Source organism: Bacillus sp. FSL M8-0025 (assembly GCF_037975475.1).
Lineage (GTDB): Bacteria > Bacillota > Bacilli > Bacillales > Bacillaceae > Bacillus > Bacillus subtilis.
This window is the reverse complement of sequence record NZ_CP150258.1, coordinates 1,910,078-1,924,426: the sequence shown is the minus strand read 5'-3', so window position 1 is coordinate 1,924,426 and position 14,349 is coordinate 1,910,078. Positions and strand designations below refer to the sequence as shown.

General features: G+C 45.5%; 11 protein-coding genes and 1 pseudogene. All 12 read left to right on the top strand.

Annotated elements, in window-relative coordinates; all coding sequences use genetic code 11:
• A complete protein-coding gene (ppsE, locus tag MKX38_RS09740; protein ID WP_339189412.1) occupies window positions 1–3,840 on the top strand; it encodes a plipastatin non-ribosomal peptide synthetase PpsE in 3,840 nt (1,279 codons plus the stop codon).
• Between the two features lie 107 nt (window positions 3,841–3,947).
• Window positions 3,948–4,340 carry a DUF1360 domain-containing protein gene (locus tag MKX38_RS09735; RefSeq protein WP_014476970.1) on the top strand — a complete coding sequence of 131 codons (393 nt, stop codon included), beginning with the start codon at window positions 3,948–3,950 and terminating at the stop codon, window positions 4,338–4,340.
• A gap of 135 nt (window positions 4,341–4,475) precedes the next feature.
• The gene (locus tag MKX38_RS09730; RefSeq protein ID WP_339189300.1) at window positions 4,476–6,008 is read left to right on the top strand and encodes a glycoside hydrolase family 10 protein; all 1,533 of its coding nucleotides are present in this window, start codon (window positions 4,476–4,478) and stop codon (window positions 6,006–6,008) included.
• Between the two features lie 84 nt (window positions 6,009–6,092).
• A pseudogene (locus tag MKX38_RS09725) lies at window positions 6,093–6,244 on the top strand (hypothetical protein).
• A complete protein-coding gene (locus tag MKX38_RS09720; protein WP_014479961.1) occupies window positions 6,234–6,539 on the top strand; it encodes a DUF5367 family protein in 306 nt (101 codons plus the stop codon). Before MKX38_RS09725 ends, MKX38_RS09720 begins: the two are co-directional and overlap by 11 nt.
• Before the next feature lie 90 nt (window positions 6,540–6,629).
• Window positions 6,630–7,772: an acyl-CoA dehydrogenase gene (locus tag MKX38_RS09715; RefSeq protein ID WP_014479960.1), complete on the top strand. Its 1,143-nt coding sequence runs from the start codon at window positions 6,630–6,632 to the stop codon at window positions 7,770–7,772.
• A 43-nt stretch (window positions 7,773–7,815) separates the two neighbouring features.
• Complete coding sequence (locus MKX38_RS09710) at window positions 7,816–9,465, top strand: AMP-binding protein (protein ID WP_338381955.1); 1,650 nt, start codon at window positions 7,816–7,818, stop codon at window positions 9,463–9,465.
• A 9-nt stretch (window positions 9,466–9,474) separates the two neighbouring features.
• Window positions 9,475–10,809: an acetyl-CoA carboxylase biotin carboxylase subunit gene (locus MKX38_RS09705; protein WP_003231523.1), complete on the top strand. Its 1,335-nt coding sequence runs from the start codon at window positions 9,475–9,477 to the stop codon at window positions 10,807–10,809.
• Between the two features lie 14 nt (window positions 10,810–10,823).
• The gene (locus MKX38_RS09700; RefSeq protein WP_014479957.1) at window positions 10,824–11,045 is read left to right on the top strand and encodes an acetyl-CoA carboxylase biotin carboxyl carrier protein subunit; all 222 of its coding nucleotides are present in this window, start codon (window positions 10,824–10,826) and stop codon (window positions 11,043–11,045) included.
• Window positions 11,046–11,059: 14 nt separating this feature from the next.
• Entirely contained in the window at window positions 11,060–11,959 is a 900-nt protein-coding gene (gene ldeG, locus MKX38_RS09695) for a hydroxymethylglutaryl-CoA lyase (RefSeq protein WP_029317867.1), read from the top strand.
• 20 nt (window positions 11,960–11,979) lie between these two features.
• Complete coding sequence (locus tag MKX38_RS09690) at window positions 11,980–12,762, top strand: enoyl-CoA hydratase (RefSeq protein WP_029317866.1); 783 nt, start codon at window positions 11,980–11,982, stop codon at window positions 12,760–12,762.
• A gap of 10 nt (window positions 12,763–12,772) precedes the next feature.
• A complete protein-coding gene (locus MKX38_RS09685) occupies window positions 12,773–14,308 on the top strand; it encodes an acyl-CoA carboxylase subunit beta (protein WP_339189297.1) in 1,536 nt (511 codons plus the stop codon).
• The last annotated feature ends 41 nt before the right edge of the window (window positions 14,309–14,349 follow it).

The window sequence follows — 14,349 nt, the reverse complement described above, 5'->3', positions numbered from 1 at the left end:
GTGAAGAAAGGTGCAGACACTATGGATACCATTAAAAAAATCAAGAACATTTATCCTCTGAGTCACATGCAGGAGGGAATGCTCTTTCATTCCTTCCTCCGTAAAGAGGAGGGGGCATACGTTGAGCAGTCGCTCTTCACCATTAAAGGAAGCCTCAGCTATAAATGGTTTCAGCGCAGCATTCAAGCCATTATCGACCGCCATGATATTTTCAGAACCGTGTTTTTGCCGCACGTCCCGCATTTGTCGGGACCTCGGCAAGTCGTGATGACAGAACGTGAATTCCATTTGTGCAGCGAAGACATTTCCCATCTGCCAACAAATGATCAGAATGAGTATATTGAACGCTTTAAAGAGAAGGACAAGCAAAAAGGCTTTGATCTGCAAAAAGACATGCTGATGCGGATTTCTCTATTCAAAACAGCTGAAGATGAGCATGTCTGTCTTTGGAGTCACCATCACATTTTAATGGACGGATGGTGCCTAGGTATTGTTATGCAGGAATTTATGCAAATTTATCAATCGATTCATGCAGGAAAACCGCTTTCATTAGACCCTGTCCGTCCGTACAGCACCTATATTTCCTGGCTGACAAACCGAGACAAAGAAAAAGCAGCGGCCTACTGGGATACCTATTTAAAAAACTACAGTACTCCATCACCTCTGCCTCGTGTGTCTGATAAAGCAACAAAAGAAGGTTATCACCGTGAAGATTTGATATTTTCATTAAATAAACCACTGACAGACAAGCTGAAAGAGACTGCAAAACAACACGGCGTCACGCTCGCTACCCTTATTCAGGCGGTCTGGGGTGTAATGCTGCAGCAATATAACCGCACAGACGACGTTGTGTTTGGCGCAGTTGTATCAGGAAGACCGTCAGAAATCCCGGGCGTGGAGCAAATGATAGGATTGTTTATCAATACCATACCGATTCGAATTAAAACACATCAAGACGAAACGTTTCACGAACTGCTCATACGCTGCCAGAAAGAAATGCTGGAAGCTGAGCCGTTTACCTGCCAGCCTTTATTTGATATTCAGGCAAACACCGCATTAAAACAGGAACTGATTGATCACATTATCGTCTTTGAAAACTATCCGTTACAGCAGAAAATCGCCGATTCCGCTGATCAAACCGATTCACCGCTGCAAATCGATCAAGTTCAAGTATCCGAGCAATCAGGATATAACTTTAATCTTGTCGTTGCTCCCGGCGAAGAGCTTGTCATCAAGTTCAGCTATAATGCATTCGTTTACGATGCTGCCTGGATCAGCTGTATCAAGAGGCAATTTACGCAAGCGCTTAGCACAGCTGCACAGCACCCTCATATGCCAATTGCTGATTTTTCTTTTCTTGATGCAACAGAAAAAGAGCAGATTGTCACACAGTTCAACAATACAAAAACGGAGTATCCAAAGAATCATACAATTATTGATTTATTTCGCGAACAAGCAGAAAAGACGCCAGACCATACCGCACTTGTGTATGGCAATATGTCTATTTCGTATAAAGAGCTTGATAAACGCTCTAATGCGCTCGCCAGAGAGTTAATTCAAAAGGGATTTCGGAAAAACGAGACAGCCGGAATATTGGCTGCACATTCTCCCGAATTCATGATCAGTGTGCTTGCCGTATTAAAAGCAGGGGGAGCATACCTCCCGCTTGATGCGGAGCTTCCGCCTGAACGAGTCAGCTTTATGCTTGAGGAAACGCAGGCAAAAATGCTGATTGTTCAAAAGGGATTGGAGCAAAACGCTGCGTTCTCAGGAACATGTATCATTTCAGATGCGCAGGGATTGATGGAAGAGAACGATATCCCTATTAATATCAGCTCCAGCCCGGATGATCTTGCGTACATCATGTATACCTCAGGATCAACAGGCCGGCCGAAAGGGGTCATGATCACGAATCGCAATGTCGTGTCCCTTGTCAGAAACAGCAATTACACGTCTGCGTCCGGTGATGACCGGTTTATTATGACTGGATCTATCAGCTTTGACGCCGTCACCTTTGAAATGTTCGGGGCACTTTTAAATGGCGCAAGCCTTCATATCATTGATAAATCGACAATGCTGACACCTGATCAGTTTGGAGCGTATTTGCTTGAAAATGACATTACAGTGCTATTTTTAACGACAGCTCTTTTTAATCAGCTGGCACAGGTACGAGCTGACATGTTTCGCGGACTCTATACGTTATATGTCGGAGGAGAAGCACTCTCTCCTGCTCTGATGAATGCTGTCAGACACGCCTGTCCAGATCTCGCGCTTCATAATATTTACGGGCCTACGGAAAACACGACTTTTTCAACCTTTTTTGAAATAAAGAGAGACTATGCGGGGCCGATTCCGATTGGAAAACCAATCAGCAATAGCACCGCTTACATCTTAGATACAAAAGGACGTCTTTTGCCAATAGGCGTTCCCGGCGAGCTTTGTGTTGGCGGTGATGGGGTCGCTAAAGGCTATTTGAACAGAGATGACCTGACAAATACTGTTTTTTCTCCTCATCCTTTCTTGCCTGGAGAAAGAATATACCGTACCGGTGATTTGGCGCGCTGGCTGCCTGATGGAAACTTAGAATACATCAGCAGAATTGACAGGCAAATGAAAATCCGCGGAAAACGAATTGAGCCTGCCGAAATAGAAGCGCGCCTGTTAGAAATGGAAGGCGTTCAAGAAGCAGCAGTGACATTGAGAGAAAAAGATGGAGAGGCGCAGCTGTACACTCATTACGTCGGTGATCACAAAAAAACAGATACGGATTTTCGCGCCGATTTGGCGCGTGTGCTTCCAGACTATATGATCCCGCAGCACTGGGTGCGTGTGGAGCGGATGCCGCTTACCGGAAACGGAAAAATAGACCGCAGCGCGCTGCCTATTCCAGAAAATAAGCCTGCCAAACGACAGAACATCATATTGCCAAGAAACTTGGTTGAAGAAGAATTGGCGAACATTTGGAAGCAAGTCCTCGGTGTTAACACAATCAGTATTGATGATGACTTCTTTGCTATTGGCGGACATTCACTAAAAGCACTGCAAGTCATACATACACTAAAACATCAGCAGAACATTGACATACCGATTGATTTCTTGTTCGAACATCCGACAATCGCTCAGCTTGCCGAAAAACTTTATTCTAAACAGCTGACAGCAGCAAATGAACAGCATGTGATCAAACTGAACCAGCACGGCGCGCAAAATCTTTTCTGCTTCCCGCCGATATCGGGATTTGGCATTTATTTTAAAGACCTTGCTTTATTGCTGAATGAGAAGGCAGCCGTATACGGGTTTCACTTTATTGAACAAGACACCCGCATTGAACAATATGTTAATTGCATGACGGACATACAGCCTGAGGGCCCATACGTTTTATTAGGCTACTCTGCAGGCGGAAACCTGGCTTTTGAAGTGGCACAGGCTATGGAGCGCAAAGGATTAGAAGTCAGCGACTTCATTATCGTGGACGCTTATCTAAAAGAACAGCCTTTGCCTATCGATACCGGTAATGACGAATCTGCAGCATATCTGCCTGAAGCAGTCAGAGAAAAGGTGATGAAGAAAAAAAGAAACTATCAGGAATATTGGGCACAATTGCTGAATGAAGGGCACATCAAAGCAAGCATTCATTTCATCGAAGCTGGAATCCATCCCGAAACCAGCAAGAATACAGGCTTAACGAAATGGGAAGGCGCCTGCGGAAACTATAGTGAGTACACGGGTTTTGGCGCTCATAAAGACATGCTGGAAGGAACATATGCTGAAAAGAATGCTGACATCATCCTCGACATTTTAGAAAAGATCACTTCAAATAAAGCAATCCCGCACAAACAATAGAGCGGATTCGCGGACAGAGGCATCTTCTGTCCGCTTCTTTTTGTATCAAAGAATGGATCGATGACACTAGGGAATGATAACATCATCCTTTTTCTTGGAGGCTTGTCATGGATCATCTATCTTTTCTTACGTTTATCATGCTGATTCTAGCCAGTTACAGGCTGACACATTTGATTGTATTCGACAAAATCACAGAATTTATCCGAAAACCTTTTATGAAAAAGAAAAGGATTGTTGATCAAAACGGGCATGTAGATGAAAAAAGCGTGCCGGCTTCTAACTTTGGATACATGCTCAACTGCTACTGGTGTGCCGGTGTTTGGTGTGCCATCTTGATCGGACTTGGCTATCTATTTTTGCCTCGTATTGCAATACCGCTGATCTTTATTTTAGCCATTGCCGGAGCACAAGCGATCCTTGAAACGGCTGTCGGTGTCGGCGTAAAACTTATTGACGTGTTAAAAAGTCTGCAAACCATGATGAATGATAAAAAGTCCTAAAAGCGGTTCACAACATGCTTTAGGACTTTTTTCGTTTATTTAGTGAGATAGACATTCTGTTAATCACCCTTTTATAGCCCGGGAATACCGTAATAGCGAATAGTGAAAGTGATGTAATGGGGGAGAAGAAACAGAATGAAGGTTTGCCAAAAGTCGATTGTCCGTTTCCTTGTCAGCTTGATCATCGGAACGTTTGTCATTTCCGTTCCGTTTATGGCCAATGCGCAGTCTGACAGGGAGCTGAGAGCCGTATGGATTGCTTCCGTATTAAATATTGATTGGCCGTCCAAAAAAGGGTTATCTGTGAAAGAGCAAAAACAGGAGTATATCAAACTGCTGGACGATGTGCAGAAAATGGGAATGAATGCCGTTATTGTTCAGATTAAACCGACGGCTGATGCCTTTTATCCGTCAGCTTACGGGCCTTGGTCGGAATACTTAACCGGTGTCCAAGGGAAGGACCCCGGCTATGATCCTCTTGCATTTATGATTGAAGAAACCCATAAACGAAATTTGGAATTTCACGCGTGGTTTAATCCTTACCGTATTACAATGAATCATACAGATCTTACTAAATTGTCTGAGGATCACCCGGCAAGAAAACATCCAGATTGGGTTGCCGCCTATGGAAACCAGCTGTATTATCATCCAGGCATTCCAGAAGCGAGAGATTTTATCGTCAAAGGCATTGAAGAAGTCGTAAAACATTATGATATCGATGCTGTTCATATGGATGATTATTTTTACCCTTATAAAATAGCGGGACAGGAATTTCCTGATCAAGCACAGTATGAACAATACGGAAAAAACGCTTTTTCTAATATCGATGACTGGCGGCGGGACAATGTGAACCAGCTTGTCAAACAAATCAACCAAACAATTAAAGCTGCAAAACCGTATGTCAAATTCGGCATCAGTCCCTTTGGAGTATGGAGAAACGCCGCAGATGACCCGACCGGATCGAATACAAAAGCAGGCGTCAGAAATTATGACGATCTATATGCAGACACAAGGCATTGGATCCAAGAAGGCGACATCGATTATATTGCTCCGCAAATTTATTGGAGTATCGGCTTTAACGCAGCGGCTTACGACGTGCTGGCTGATTGGTGGAGCAATGAAGTCAAAAATAGGCCTGTTCACTTATATATTGGCCAGGCAGCATATAAAATCAATAACAATTTTGATCCGCCTTGGTCCGATCCTGAGGAATATGTGCGGCAAATCACTTTGAACCGCCAGCTTGAACTGGTGAAAGGAAGCATGCATTTCAGCCTCAAGGACCTCAACAAAAATCCGCTTGGCATCAAAGACAGGTTCAGCACCGATCTTTACAGCAAGCCGGCACTGGTTCCGCAAATGCCTTGGCTTGACAATACCGCCCCAAAAAAACCGAAGCTTACGAAAGTCACCGAAGACAAAAACGGCAATCTTCTGCAGATTAAAGATCACCCATCAAATCAAAAAACGAAAGAAACAGCCTATTATGCGATATACAGAGCCGAAGGGAAAAAGCAGAGAACATTGCTGGCAACGCAAAGAAAAACACATGAGCAGCAAACCTTCTTAGATAACACGGCAGATCCTAACAAGAAATATACGTATTATGTCACTTCAGCAGACCGGCTTCATAACGAAAGCAAGGCTTCCAAACGAACAACAAAATAAGAAATGAGAAGGACGGCTTTCTAAGTCGTCTTTTTTTAAAAAGTGATTTTGGAGACAGGAAACGATGGTAAACCGCTGTAGGCGGTGTTTGGACATTTTCCATTATTGGAATCTGAGAAACTAGTACTAAATAAAACGAAGAGAAACACGTACAGGACGTGTTTTTCGTTTTCATTTCTAGTCTGGTTAGGTGCCACATTATTTTTTGTGCTGTTCGAAGATGCTGTGTTGACTGATCCGGCTGAAGAGGCCTTTTTGCCGAACTTTCTTCTCTTGGGAGCGGACACCGCTCTTGTTTTATGCCTTGTGTTCTTTCTCTATCAAAAACTCGATCAATCACAGTTCGCGGTGATCAAGCTAGGTATATGGGGATCAGCGGTCGGTTTATTGATTGATACGATTTCCCTTTGGAATCATCCCCTCATCCTCCCGGCTTTATCAAAGGGCCAAGTTATTGCGTTTGCGATATGGATGGTATGCGCCTACTGCATGTATTTGCTCATTCCGCTGAAATTATCACATAAAAAATGATTCAGTTTTAATTTTCAGACTTTTCTTGTCAGGGAATGATTATAGAACTCGCCTAATAGGATGTTACAAAGATGTGAAGGAGGAAACGATGTGAATTTTGAGCTGACAAAAGAACAACAAATGGTGCGTGAAATGGTAAAAGATTTTGCGAAAAAAGAAATTGCTCCTCACGCTGAACATGTAGATCAAACAGGCGAGTTCCCGATGCAAACATTCGAAAAAATGGGTGAACTCGGCCTGATGGGTATTCCATTTCCAGAAGAATACGGCGGATCTGGCGGTGATACGATTTCATATGCCTTAGCGGTTGAAGAAGTCGGCAAAGCCTGCGGCAGTACTGGATTAAGCTATGCTGCAGCGGTCTCGCTAGGCGCAAGCCCCCTTTACTACTTCGGAACAGAAGAGCAAAAACAGACGCATTTGACGCCGCTGGCTTCAGGCACAGCACTCGGATCATTCGGCCTGACGGAGCCAAATGCCGGCTCAGATGCAGGAGGCACTCAAACAAAAGCGATTTCAAATGGTGACGAGTATGTAATCAACGGCGAAAAGTGCTGGATCACTAATGCAAGCTACGCACGCACAGTTATTGTAACCGCCGTAACAGGCAAAAACAAAGACGGAAAAAACATCATCTCCGCATTAATCGTGCCAACTGACACACCAGGACTTACGATTACGAGCCCGTACGATAAAATGGGCGTCCGCGGTTCGAATACAGCGGAAATTTTGCTTGAGGATGTAAGAGTGCCTGCGGCCAACTTACTTGGCGATCCAACAAAAGGGTTTAAACAGTTTCTATATACGCTGGACGGAGGTCGAATCTCCATCGCTGCTCTTGCAGTCGGCATTGCCCAAGCGGCCCTTGATGCATCATTGGCATATGCGAAAGAACGAAAGCAGTTTGGACAGCCGATTTCTTCCTTTCAAGCGATTCAATTTAAGCTTGCTGACATGGCGATGGAAATTGATCTGGCACGGCAAATGGTGTTAAAAGCCGCCTGGCTGAAAGACCATAACCACCCGTTCACCAAAGAAGCGGCGTACGCCAAGCTATTCGCATCTGAAATGGCGACAAGAGCTTGCAATCAAGCCATTCAAATCCATGGAGGTTCAGGCTATATGAAAGAGTATGGGGTGGAACGGATGCTGCGGGACGCAAAATTAATGGAAATCGGTGAAGGCACATCTGAAATTCAGCGTCTCGTGATCGCCAGACAGCTTTTAAAATAAAAATGTAAACGCTTTCCTATCATTAAGAAAGGAGGAACAATGAATGGCTGAACTCATCCATTCCACAATCGGCAGGCTGCTGGAACAAACAGCTGATGCGTATCCCGATCGAGATGCTGTTGTGTATCCAGACCGAAATATCCGCTATACGTACGCTCAATTTGACAGCCTGTGCCGTCAAACCGCTAAAGGCCTTATGCGGATGGGGATTGGAAAAGGAGACCACGTCGCCATATGGGCTTCTAATATCCCTGAATGGCTTGCCGTCCAGTTCGCAACTGCGAAGATCGGAGCCGTGCTCGTAACCGTCAATACCAATTATCAAGCACACGAGCTAGACTACTTGTTAAAGCAATCGGATGCCGCCGCGCTTATTATCATGGATTCATACAGGGGCACTTCTTATCCAGACATCGTAAACAGTTTAATTCCAGAACTGCAAGAAGCAAAGCCCGGCCAACTGAAATCTGAACGCTATCCCTTTTTAAAAACGCTGATCTATATTGGCAATAAACGGTTGGCTGGCATGTATCATTGGGACGATACAGAGATATTGGCGAAAACAGTGACAGATGCTGAGCTTGAAGAGAGAATGAACAGCCTGGATAAAGACGATGTGATTAATATGCAATACACATCAGGAACGACAGGGTTTCCAAAAGGCGTGATGCTAACCCATTTTAATGTCATTAATAACGCTGCCAATATCGCTGAATGTATGGTTTTAACTTCTCAAGACCGCATGTGCATCCCTGTTCCGTTTTTTCACTGCTTTGGATGCGTCCTTGGGGTTTTGGCATGTGTATCCGTCGGGGCAGCCATGATACCCGTGCAAGAATTTGATCCCGTTACCGTCCTTAAAACGGTAGAAAAAGAGAGATGCACAGCGCTCCATGGTGTGCCTACCATGTTTATCGCCGAGCTGTATCATCCGGATTTTGATGCATATGATCTATCGACGCTCCGAACAGGAATCATGGCCGGCTCTCCCTGTCCAAGTGAAGTGATGAAAGCTGTGATTGAAAGAATGGGCATGAAAGACATTACGATCGCCTATGGACAAACCGAAGCCTCGCCAGTCATTACGCAAACGAGAGCAAATGATTCCTTCATAAGAAGAGTCGAAACAACCGGCCGCGCCCTGCCACATACTGAGGTGAAAATTGTAGAACCTGGGACATGTCAAGAAGTTCAAAGAGGCATGCAGGGAGAGCTGTGCACCCGCGGCTATCACGTCATGAAAGGCTATTATAAAGACAAAGAAGCGACCAGAAAAGCAATCAATCATGACGGATGGCTGTTTACCGGAGATCTTGCTGTCATGGATGAAGACGGGTACTGCCGCATCACCGGAAGATTAAAAGATATGCTCATCAGAGGCGGCGAGAACATTTATCCGCGGGAAATTGAAGAATTTTTATACCGGCATCCCGCTATTTTAGATGTACAGGTCGTTGGTGTGCCTGACGCCAAATTCGGGGAGGAAGCTGCAGCCTGGATTAAACTGAAAGACGGTAAAAGCGTTTCACCTGATGAGCTTAAAGCCTATTGCAAAGGGAAAATCGCCCGCCACAAAATTCCGCGTTATGTTATTTTTACGGATGACTATCCGATGACGGCCTCAGGCAAAATTCAAAAATATAAACTGCGAGAAAAAACGATTGAAATGTTCAACCTATCATCAAGTCAATGAGGTGAAATCATGTTTACAAAAGTACTGATCGCCAACCGCGGAGAAATTGCAATGAGAATTATCCGAACATGCAGCCGTCTCGGCATTAAAACGGTCGCTGTTTATTCAGAAGCAGACAAGGACGCGCCCCATACAAAAGCCGCTACAGAGGCATATTTGATCGGGGAATCGAGAGTCAGTGAAAGTTATTTAAATATAGAGAGAATCATAAAGACGGCGAAAAAAGCAAAAGCCGACGCGATCCACCCGGGATATGGATTGTTATCAGAAAACAGCCGGTTCGCTGAACGCTGCAAGCAAGAAAACATCGTGTTTATCGGACCTTCCCCTGATATCATCGCAAAGATGGGCAGCAAAATTGAAGCGCGAAAAGCAATGGAGGCTGCAGGTGTCCCTGTGGTGCCGGGCGTTTCTGAATCCCTCGGAGATATAGAGGCAGCCTGCCGCACCGCAAGTCAAATCGGCTATCCTGTCATGCTGAAAGCTTCAGCGGGCGGAGGCGGCATCGGAATGCAGCGTGTTGAAAATGAAGAAGCATTAAAAAAAGCGTACGAGGGAAACAAAAAGCGCGCAGCAGATTTTTTCGGTGACGGGTCGATGTATATAGAAAAAGTTATTGAACATGCGCGCCACATCGAGGTTCAGCTTTTGGCCGATCAACACGGCCATACAGTACATCTGTTTGAACGTGATTGCTCTGTTCAGAGGCGCCACCAAAAAGTCATAGAAGAAGCACCGTCTCCATTTGTAGACGATGAACTAAGAATGAAGATCGGGCAAACAGCGGTAAAAGCAGCGAAGGCAATCGGCTATACGAACGCAGGCACCATCGAATTTATAGTTGACCAGAAGCAAAATTTTTATTTCCTCGAAATGAATACGAGACTGCAAGTTGAACACCCCGTGACTGAAGAAATAACAGGCCTGGACTTAGTTGAGCAGCAGCTGCGGATTGCTGCGGGCCATACACTCACATTCTCCCAAAAAGACATCCAACGGAACGGGCATGCGATAGAGGTTCGAATATACGCGGAAGATCCAAAAACCTTCTTCCCGTCACCAGGTACAATCACTGCGTTTTCACTTCCTGACCAAAAAGGAGTCAGACACGAATGTGCGGTAGCAAAAGACAGCACCGTTACCCCTTTTTATGACCCGATGATCGCTAAGATGATTGTCAAAGGCCAAACCAGAACAGAAGCAATTGAAAAACTAGAGACAGCGCTTCGCGACTATCGTGTAGAGGGAATCAAAACAAATCTTCCGCTTCTCATACAGGCTGCGGCAACAAAGGCATTTAAAGAAGGGGATGTCACGACTGACTTTTTGAAACAACACCTATAAAGGAGGCAGTTGTCATGACGGTTAGCATACAAATGGCAGGAAACCTGTGGAAAGTCCACGTCAAAGCCGGCGACCAAATCGAAAAGGGCCAGGAGGTAGCCATTTTGGAATCGATGAAAATGGAAATCCCGATCGTTGCAGATAGAAGCGGAATCGTAAAAGAAGTCAAAAAAAATGAAGGCGACTTTGTAAATGAAGGAGACGTACTGCTCGAACTGAGCAATTCCACTCAATAATTTGGAGGAAGACCATGCCATATCCTAAAAAAGTGACAATCAAAGAAGTCGGCCCGCGTGATGGCTTACAAAACGAGCCCGTTTGGATCGCAACAGAGGATAAAATAACCTGGATCAACCAGCTTTCCCGGACAGGGCTGTCGTATATTGAAATCACATCCTTCGTTCACCCGAAATGGATTCCGGCGCTTCGAGATGCTATCGATGTAGCAAAAGGCATCGACCGAGAAAAAGGGGTAACGTACGCGGCACTTGTCCCGAATCAAAGAGGACTGGAGAATGCGCTTGAAGGAGGCATTAACGAAGCTTGCGTTTTTATGTCCGCCAGCGAGACGCACAACAGAAAAAACATCAATAAATCCACTTCTGAATCCCTTCATATACTCAAACAAGTAAACAACGACGCAAAAAAAGCAAACCTCACAACAAGAGCCTACCTCTCGACTGTTTTCGGCTGTCCGTACGAAAAAGATGTCCCCATTGAACAAGTCATTCGCCTTTCAGAAGCTCTATTTGAATTCGGGATTTCTGAACTGTCGCTTGGAGATACGATTGGAGCGGCTAATCCCGCCCAAGTGGAAACTGTACTTGAAGCTCTTTTGGCACGATTCCCGGCTAATCAAATTGCCCTGCATTTTCATGATACGAGAGGAACCGCTCTGGCCAACATGGTCACAGCACTCCAAATGGGCATCACGGTGTTCGATGGCTCGGCAGGCGGGCTTGGGGGATGCCCATATGCGCCAGGTTCATCAGGAAACGCCGCAACTGAGGATATCGTGTACATGCTTGAACAGATGGATATCAAAACAAATGTAAAGCTAGAAAAACTGCTATCTGCGGCCAAATGGATAGAAGAAAAAATGGGCAAACCGCTGCCGAGCAGAAATTTACAGGTGTTTAAATCATCTTGATAAAAGGGAGGACGCAAACAATGGGAGACTCTATTCTTTTTACTGTTAAAAATGAACATATTGCGTTGATCACCTTAAACAGGCCTCAGGCAGCAAATGCTCTTTCAGCGGAAATGCTTAGAAACCTGCAAATGATTCTTCAGGAAATTGAATTCAACTCAAACATCCGCTGTGTCATCCTCACAGGCACCGGTGAAAAAGCGTTTTGTGCAGGGGCAGACCTGAAGGAACGGATAAAACTGAAAGAAGATCAGGTTCTGGAAAGTGTATCTCTCATTCAAAGAACGGCGGCTTTACTTGATGCCTTGCCGCAGCCGGTCATAGCTGCGATAAATGGAAGCGCATTAGGCGGCGGACTAGAATTGACATTGGCATGCGACCTTCGAATCGCAACTGAATCAGCTGTGCTGGGACTTCCGGAAACAGGGTTAGCTATTATCCCGGGCGCTGGAGGGACCCAAAGGCTGCCCCGGCTGATTGGCAGAGGAAAAGCAAAAGAATTCATTTATACAGGCAGACGCGTGACCGCACACGAAGCAAAAGAAATCGGCCTTGTAGAGCATGTCACGGCTCCTTGTGACCTTATGCCAAAAGCAGAGGAACTGGCCGCAGCCATTTCTGCCAACGGACCGATCGCTGTCCGTCAGGCTAAATTTGCAATCAATAAAGGATTGGAGACAGATCTCGCTACAGGCCTTGCGATTGAACAAAAAGCGTATGAACAAACCATCCCGACAAAAGACAGGAGAGAAGGGCTTCAGGCCTTTCAAGAAAAAAGACGGGCCGTATACAAGGGAATATAAAAGGGAGGCAATGCTGATGGATTATGAAAAGGAACGAACAGAACGGGCTGAACGGATTCGAAAAGGCGGAGCGGAAAAGTATCATCAAAGCAATCGGGAAAAAGGCAAGCTCTTTGTCAGAGAGCGGCTTTCCCTTCTCTTTGACGATGACATTGAGCTAGAAGACGCTTTTTTTGCGGAATGTATGTCAGACGGGCTTCCCGCTGACGGAGTTGTAACCGCTATCGGCAAAATCGGCGGCCAAACTGTTTGCGTCATGGCGAATGATTCAACAGTGAAAGCGGGGTCATGGGGAGCTAAAACAGTTGAAAAAATCATCAGAATTCAAGAAACCGCCGAAAAATTAAACTGTCCGCTCATTTATTTAGTCGATTCGGCAGGCGCCCGAATTACCGACCAAATCAATGTCTTTCCAGGGAGACGCGGTGCAGGAAGAATTTTTTACAATCAAGTCAAATTATCGGGACGCATTCCGCAAATCTGTCTGCTTTTCGGACCATCTGCAGCAGGTGGGGCTTATATTCCGGCCTTCTGTGATATCGTCGTTATGGTAGACGGTAACGCCTCCATGTATTTAGGCTCGCCAAGGATGGCGGAAATGGTTATTGGCGAAAAAGTGTCTCTTGAAGAAATGGGTGGCGCCCGTATGCATTGCTCAATCTCCGGCTGCGGAGATATTCTTGCAGAAACTGAAGAAGAAGCCATACAGCTGGCGCGGGCTTATTTGTCTTACTTTCCGGCAAATTTTCAAGAAAAAGCGCCCATTCATAAGAATCGCCCGCCAAAACACTTCGACACTCCGCTTGCCGACGTCATTCCGCAAAATCAAAACGCACCTTTTGATATGCATGAGCTGATTGAGCGGGTCATAGATGAAGACTCATTTTTTGAGATCAAAGCCTTATTTGCACCGGAATTATTGACGGGCCTCGCACGAATCCACGGACAGCCTATCGGCATTGTTGCAAACCAGCCGAAGGTAAAAGGAGGCGTCTTATTCCACGATTCAGCAGACAAAGCGGCTAAGTTCATTACCTTATGTGACGCTTTTCATATCCCATTGCTGTTCTTAGCCGATATCCCCGGTTTTATGATTGGCACAAAAGTAGAACAGGCTGGGATTATCAGACACGGAGCGAAAATGATTTCTGCGATGTCGGAGGCAACTGTTCCAAAACTCTCTGTCATTGTCCGAAAAGCTTACGGGGCGGGGTTGTATGCAATGGCAGGGCCGGCATTTGAACCGGATTGCTGTCTAGCGCTCCCAACCGCCCAAATCGCCGTCATGGGCCCTGAGGCCGCTGTAAACGCTGTCTACGCTAAAAAAATCGCCGAGCTGCCAGAAGAAGAGAGAGCCGCATTTATCAGCAGCAAACGGGAGGAATACAAAGAGGACATCAATATCTACCGTCTGGCTTCAGAAATGATCATTGATGCTGTTATCCCAGCCAATTCGCTGCGTGATGAGCTGGCCAAACGGCTCAAGGCATACATGACAAAGGAAATGACATTTACCAATCGAAAGCATCCGGTTTATCCGGTGTAAAAGCAAGAACTTAGGAGCGCAAAAAAAGCGCTCCTTTATAT

Bases quoted from the DNA above. Each gene is read 5' to 3' on its own strand.
- MKX38_RS09735 (WP_014476970.1), top strand. From the start codon at position 3,948: ATGGATCATCTATCTTTTCTTACGTTTATCATGCTGATTCTAGCCAGT.
- MKX38_RS09705 (WP_003231523.1), top strand. From the start codon at position 9,475: ATGTTTACAAAAGTACTGATCGCCAACCGCGGAGAAATTGCAATGAGA.
- MKX38_RS09700 (WP_014479957.1), top strand. From the start codon at position 10,824: ATGACGGTTAGCATACAAATGGCAGGAAACCTGTGGAAAGTCCACGTC.
- MKX38_RS09690 (WP_029317866.1), top strand. From the start codon at position 11,980: ATGGGAGACTCTATTCTTTTTACTGTTAAAAATGAACATATTGCGTTG.
- ldeG (WP_029317867.1), top strand. From the start codon at position 11,060: ATGCCATATCCTAAAAAAGTGACAATCAAAGAAGTCGGCCCGCGTGAT.
- MKX38_RS09685 (WP_339189297.1), top strand. From the start codon at position 12,773: ATGCTGATGGATTATGAAAAGGAACGAACAGAACGGGCTGAACGGATT.
- MKX38_RS09710 (WP_338381955.1), top strand. From the start codon at position 7,816: ATGGCTGAACTCATCCATTCCACAATCGGCAGGCTGCTGGAACAAACA.
- MKX38_RS09730 (WP_339189300.1), top strand. From the start codon at position 4,476: ATGAAGGTTTGCCAAAAGTCGATTGTCCGTTTCCTTGTCAGCTTGATC.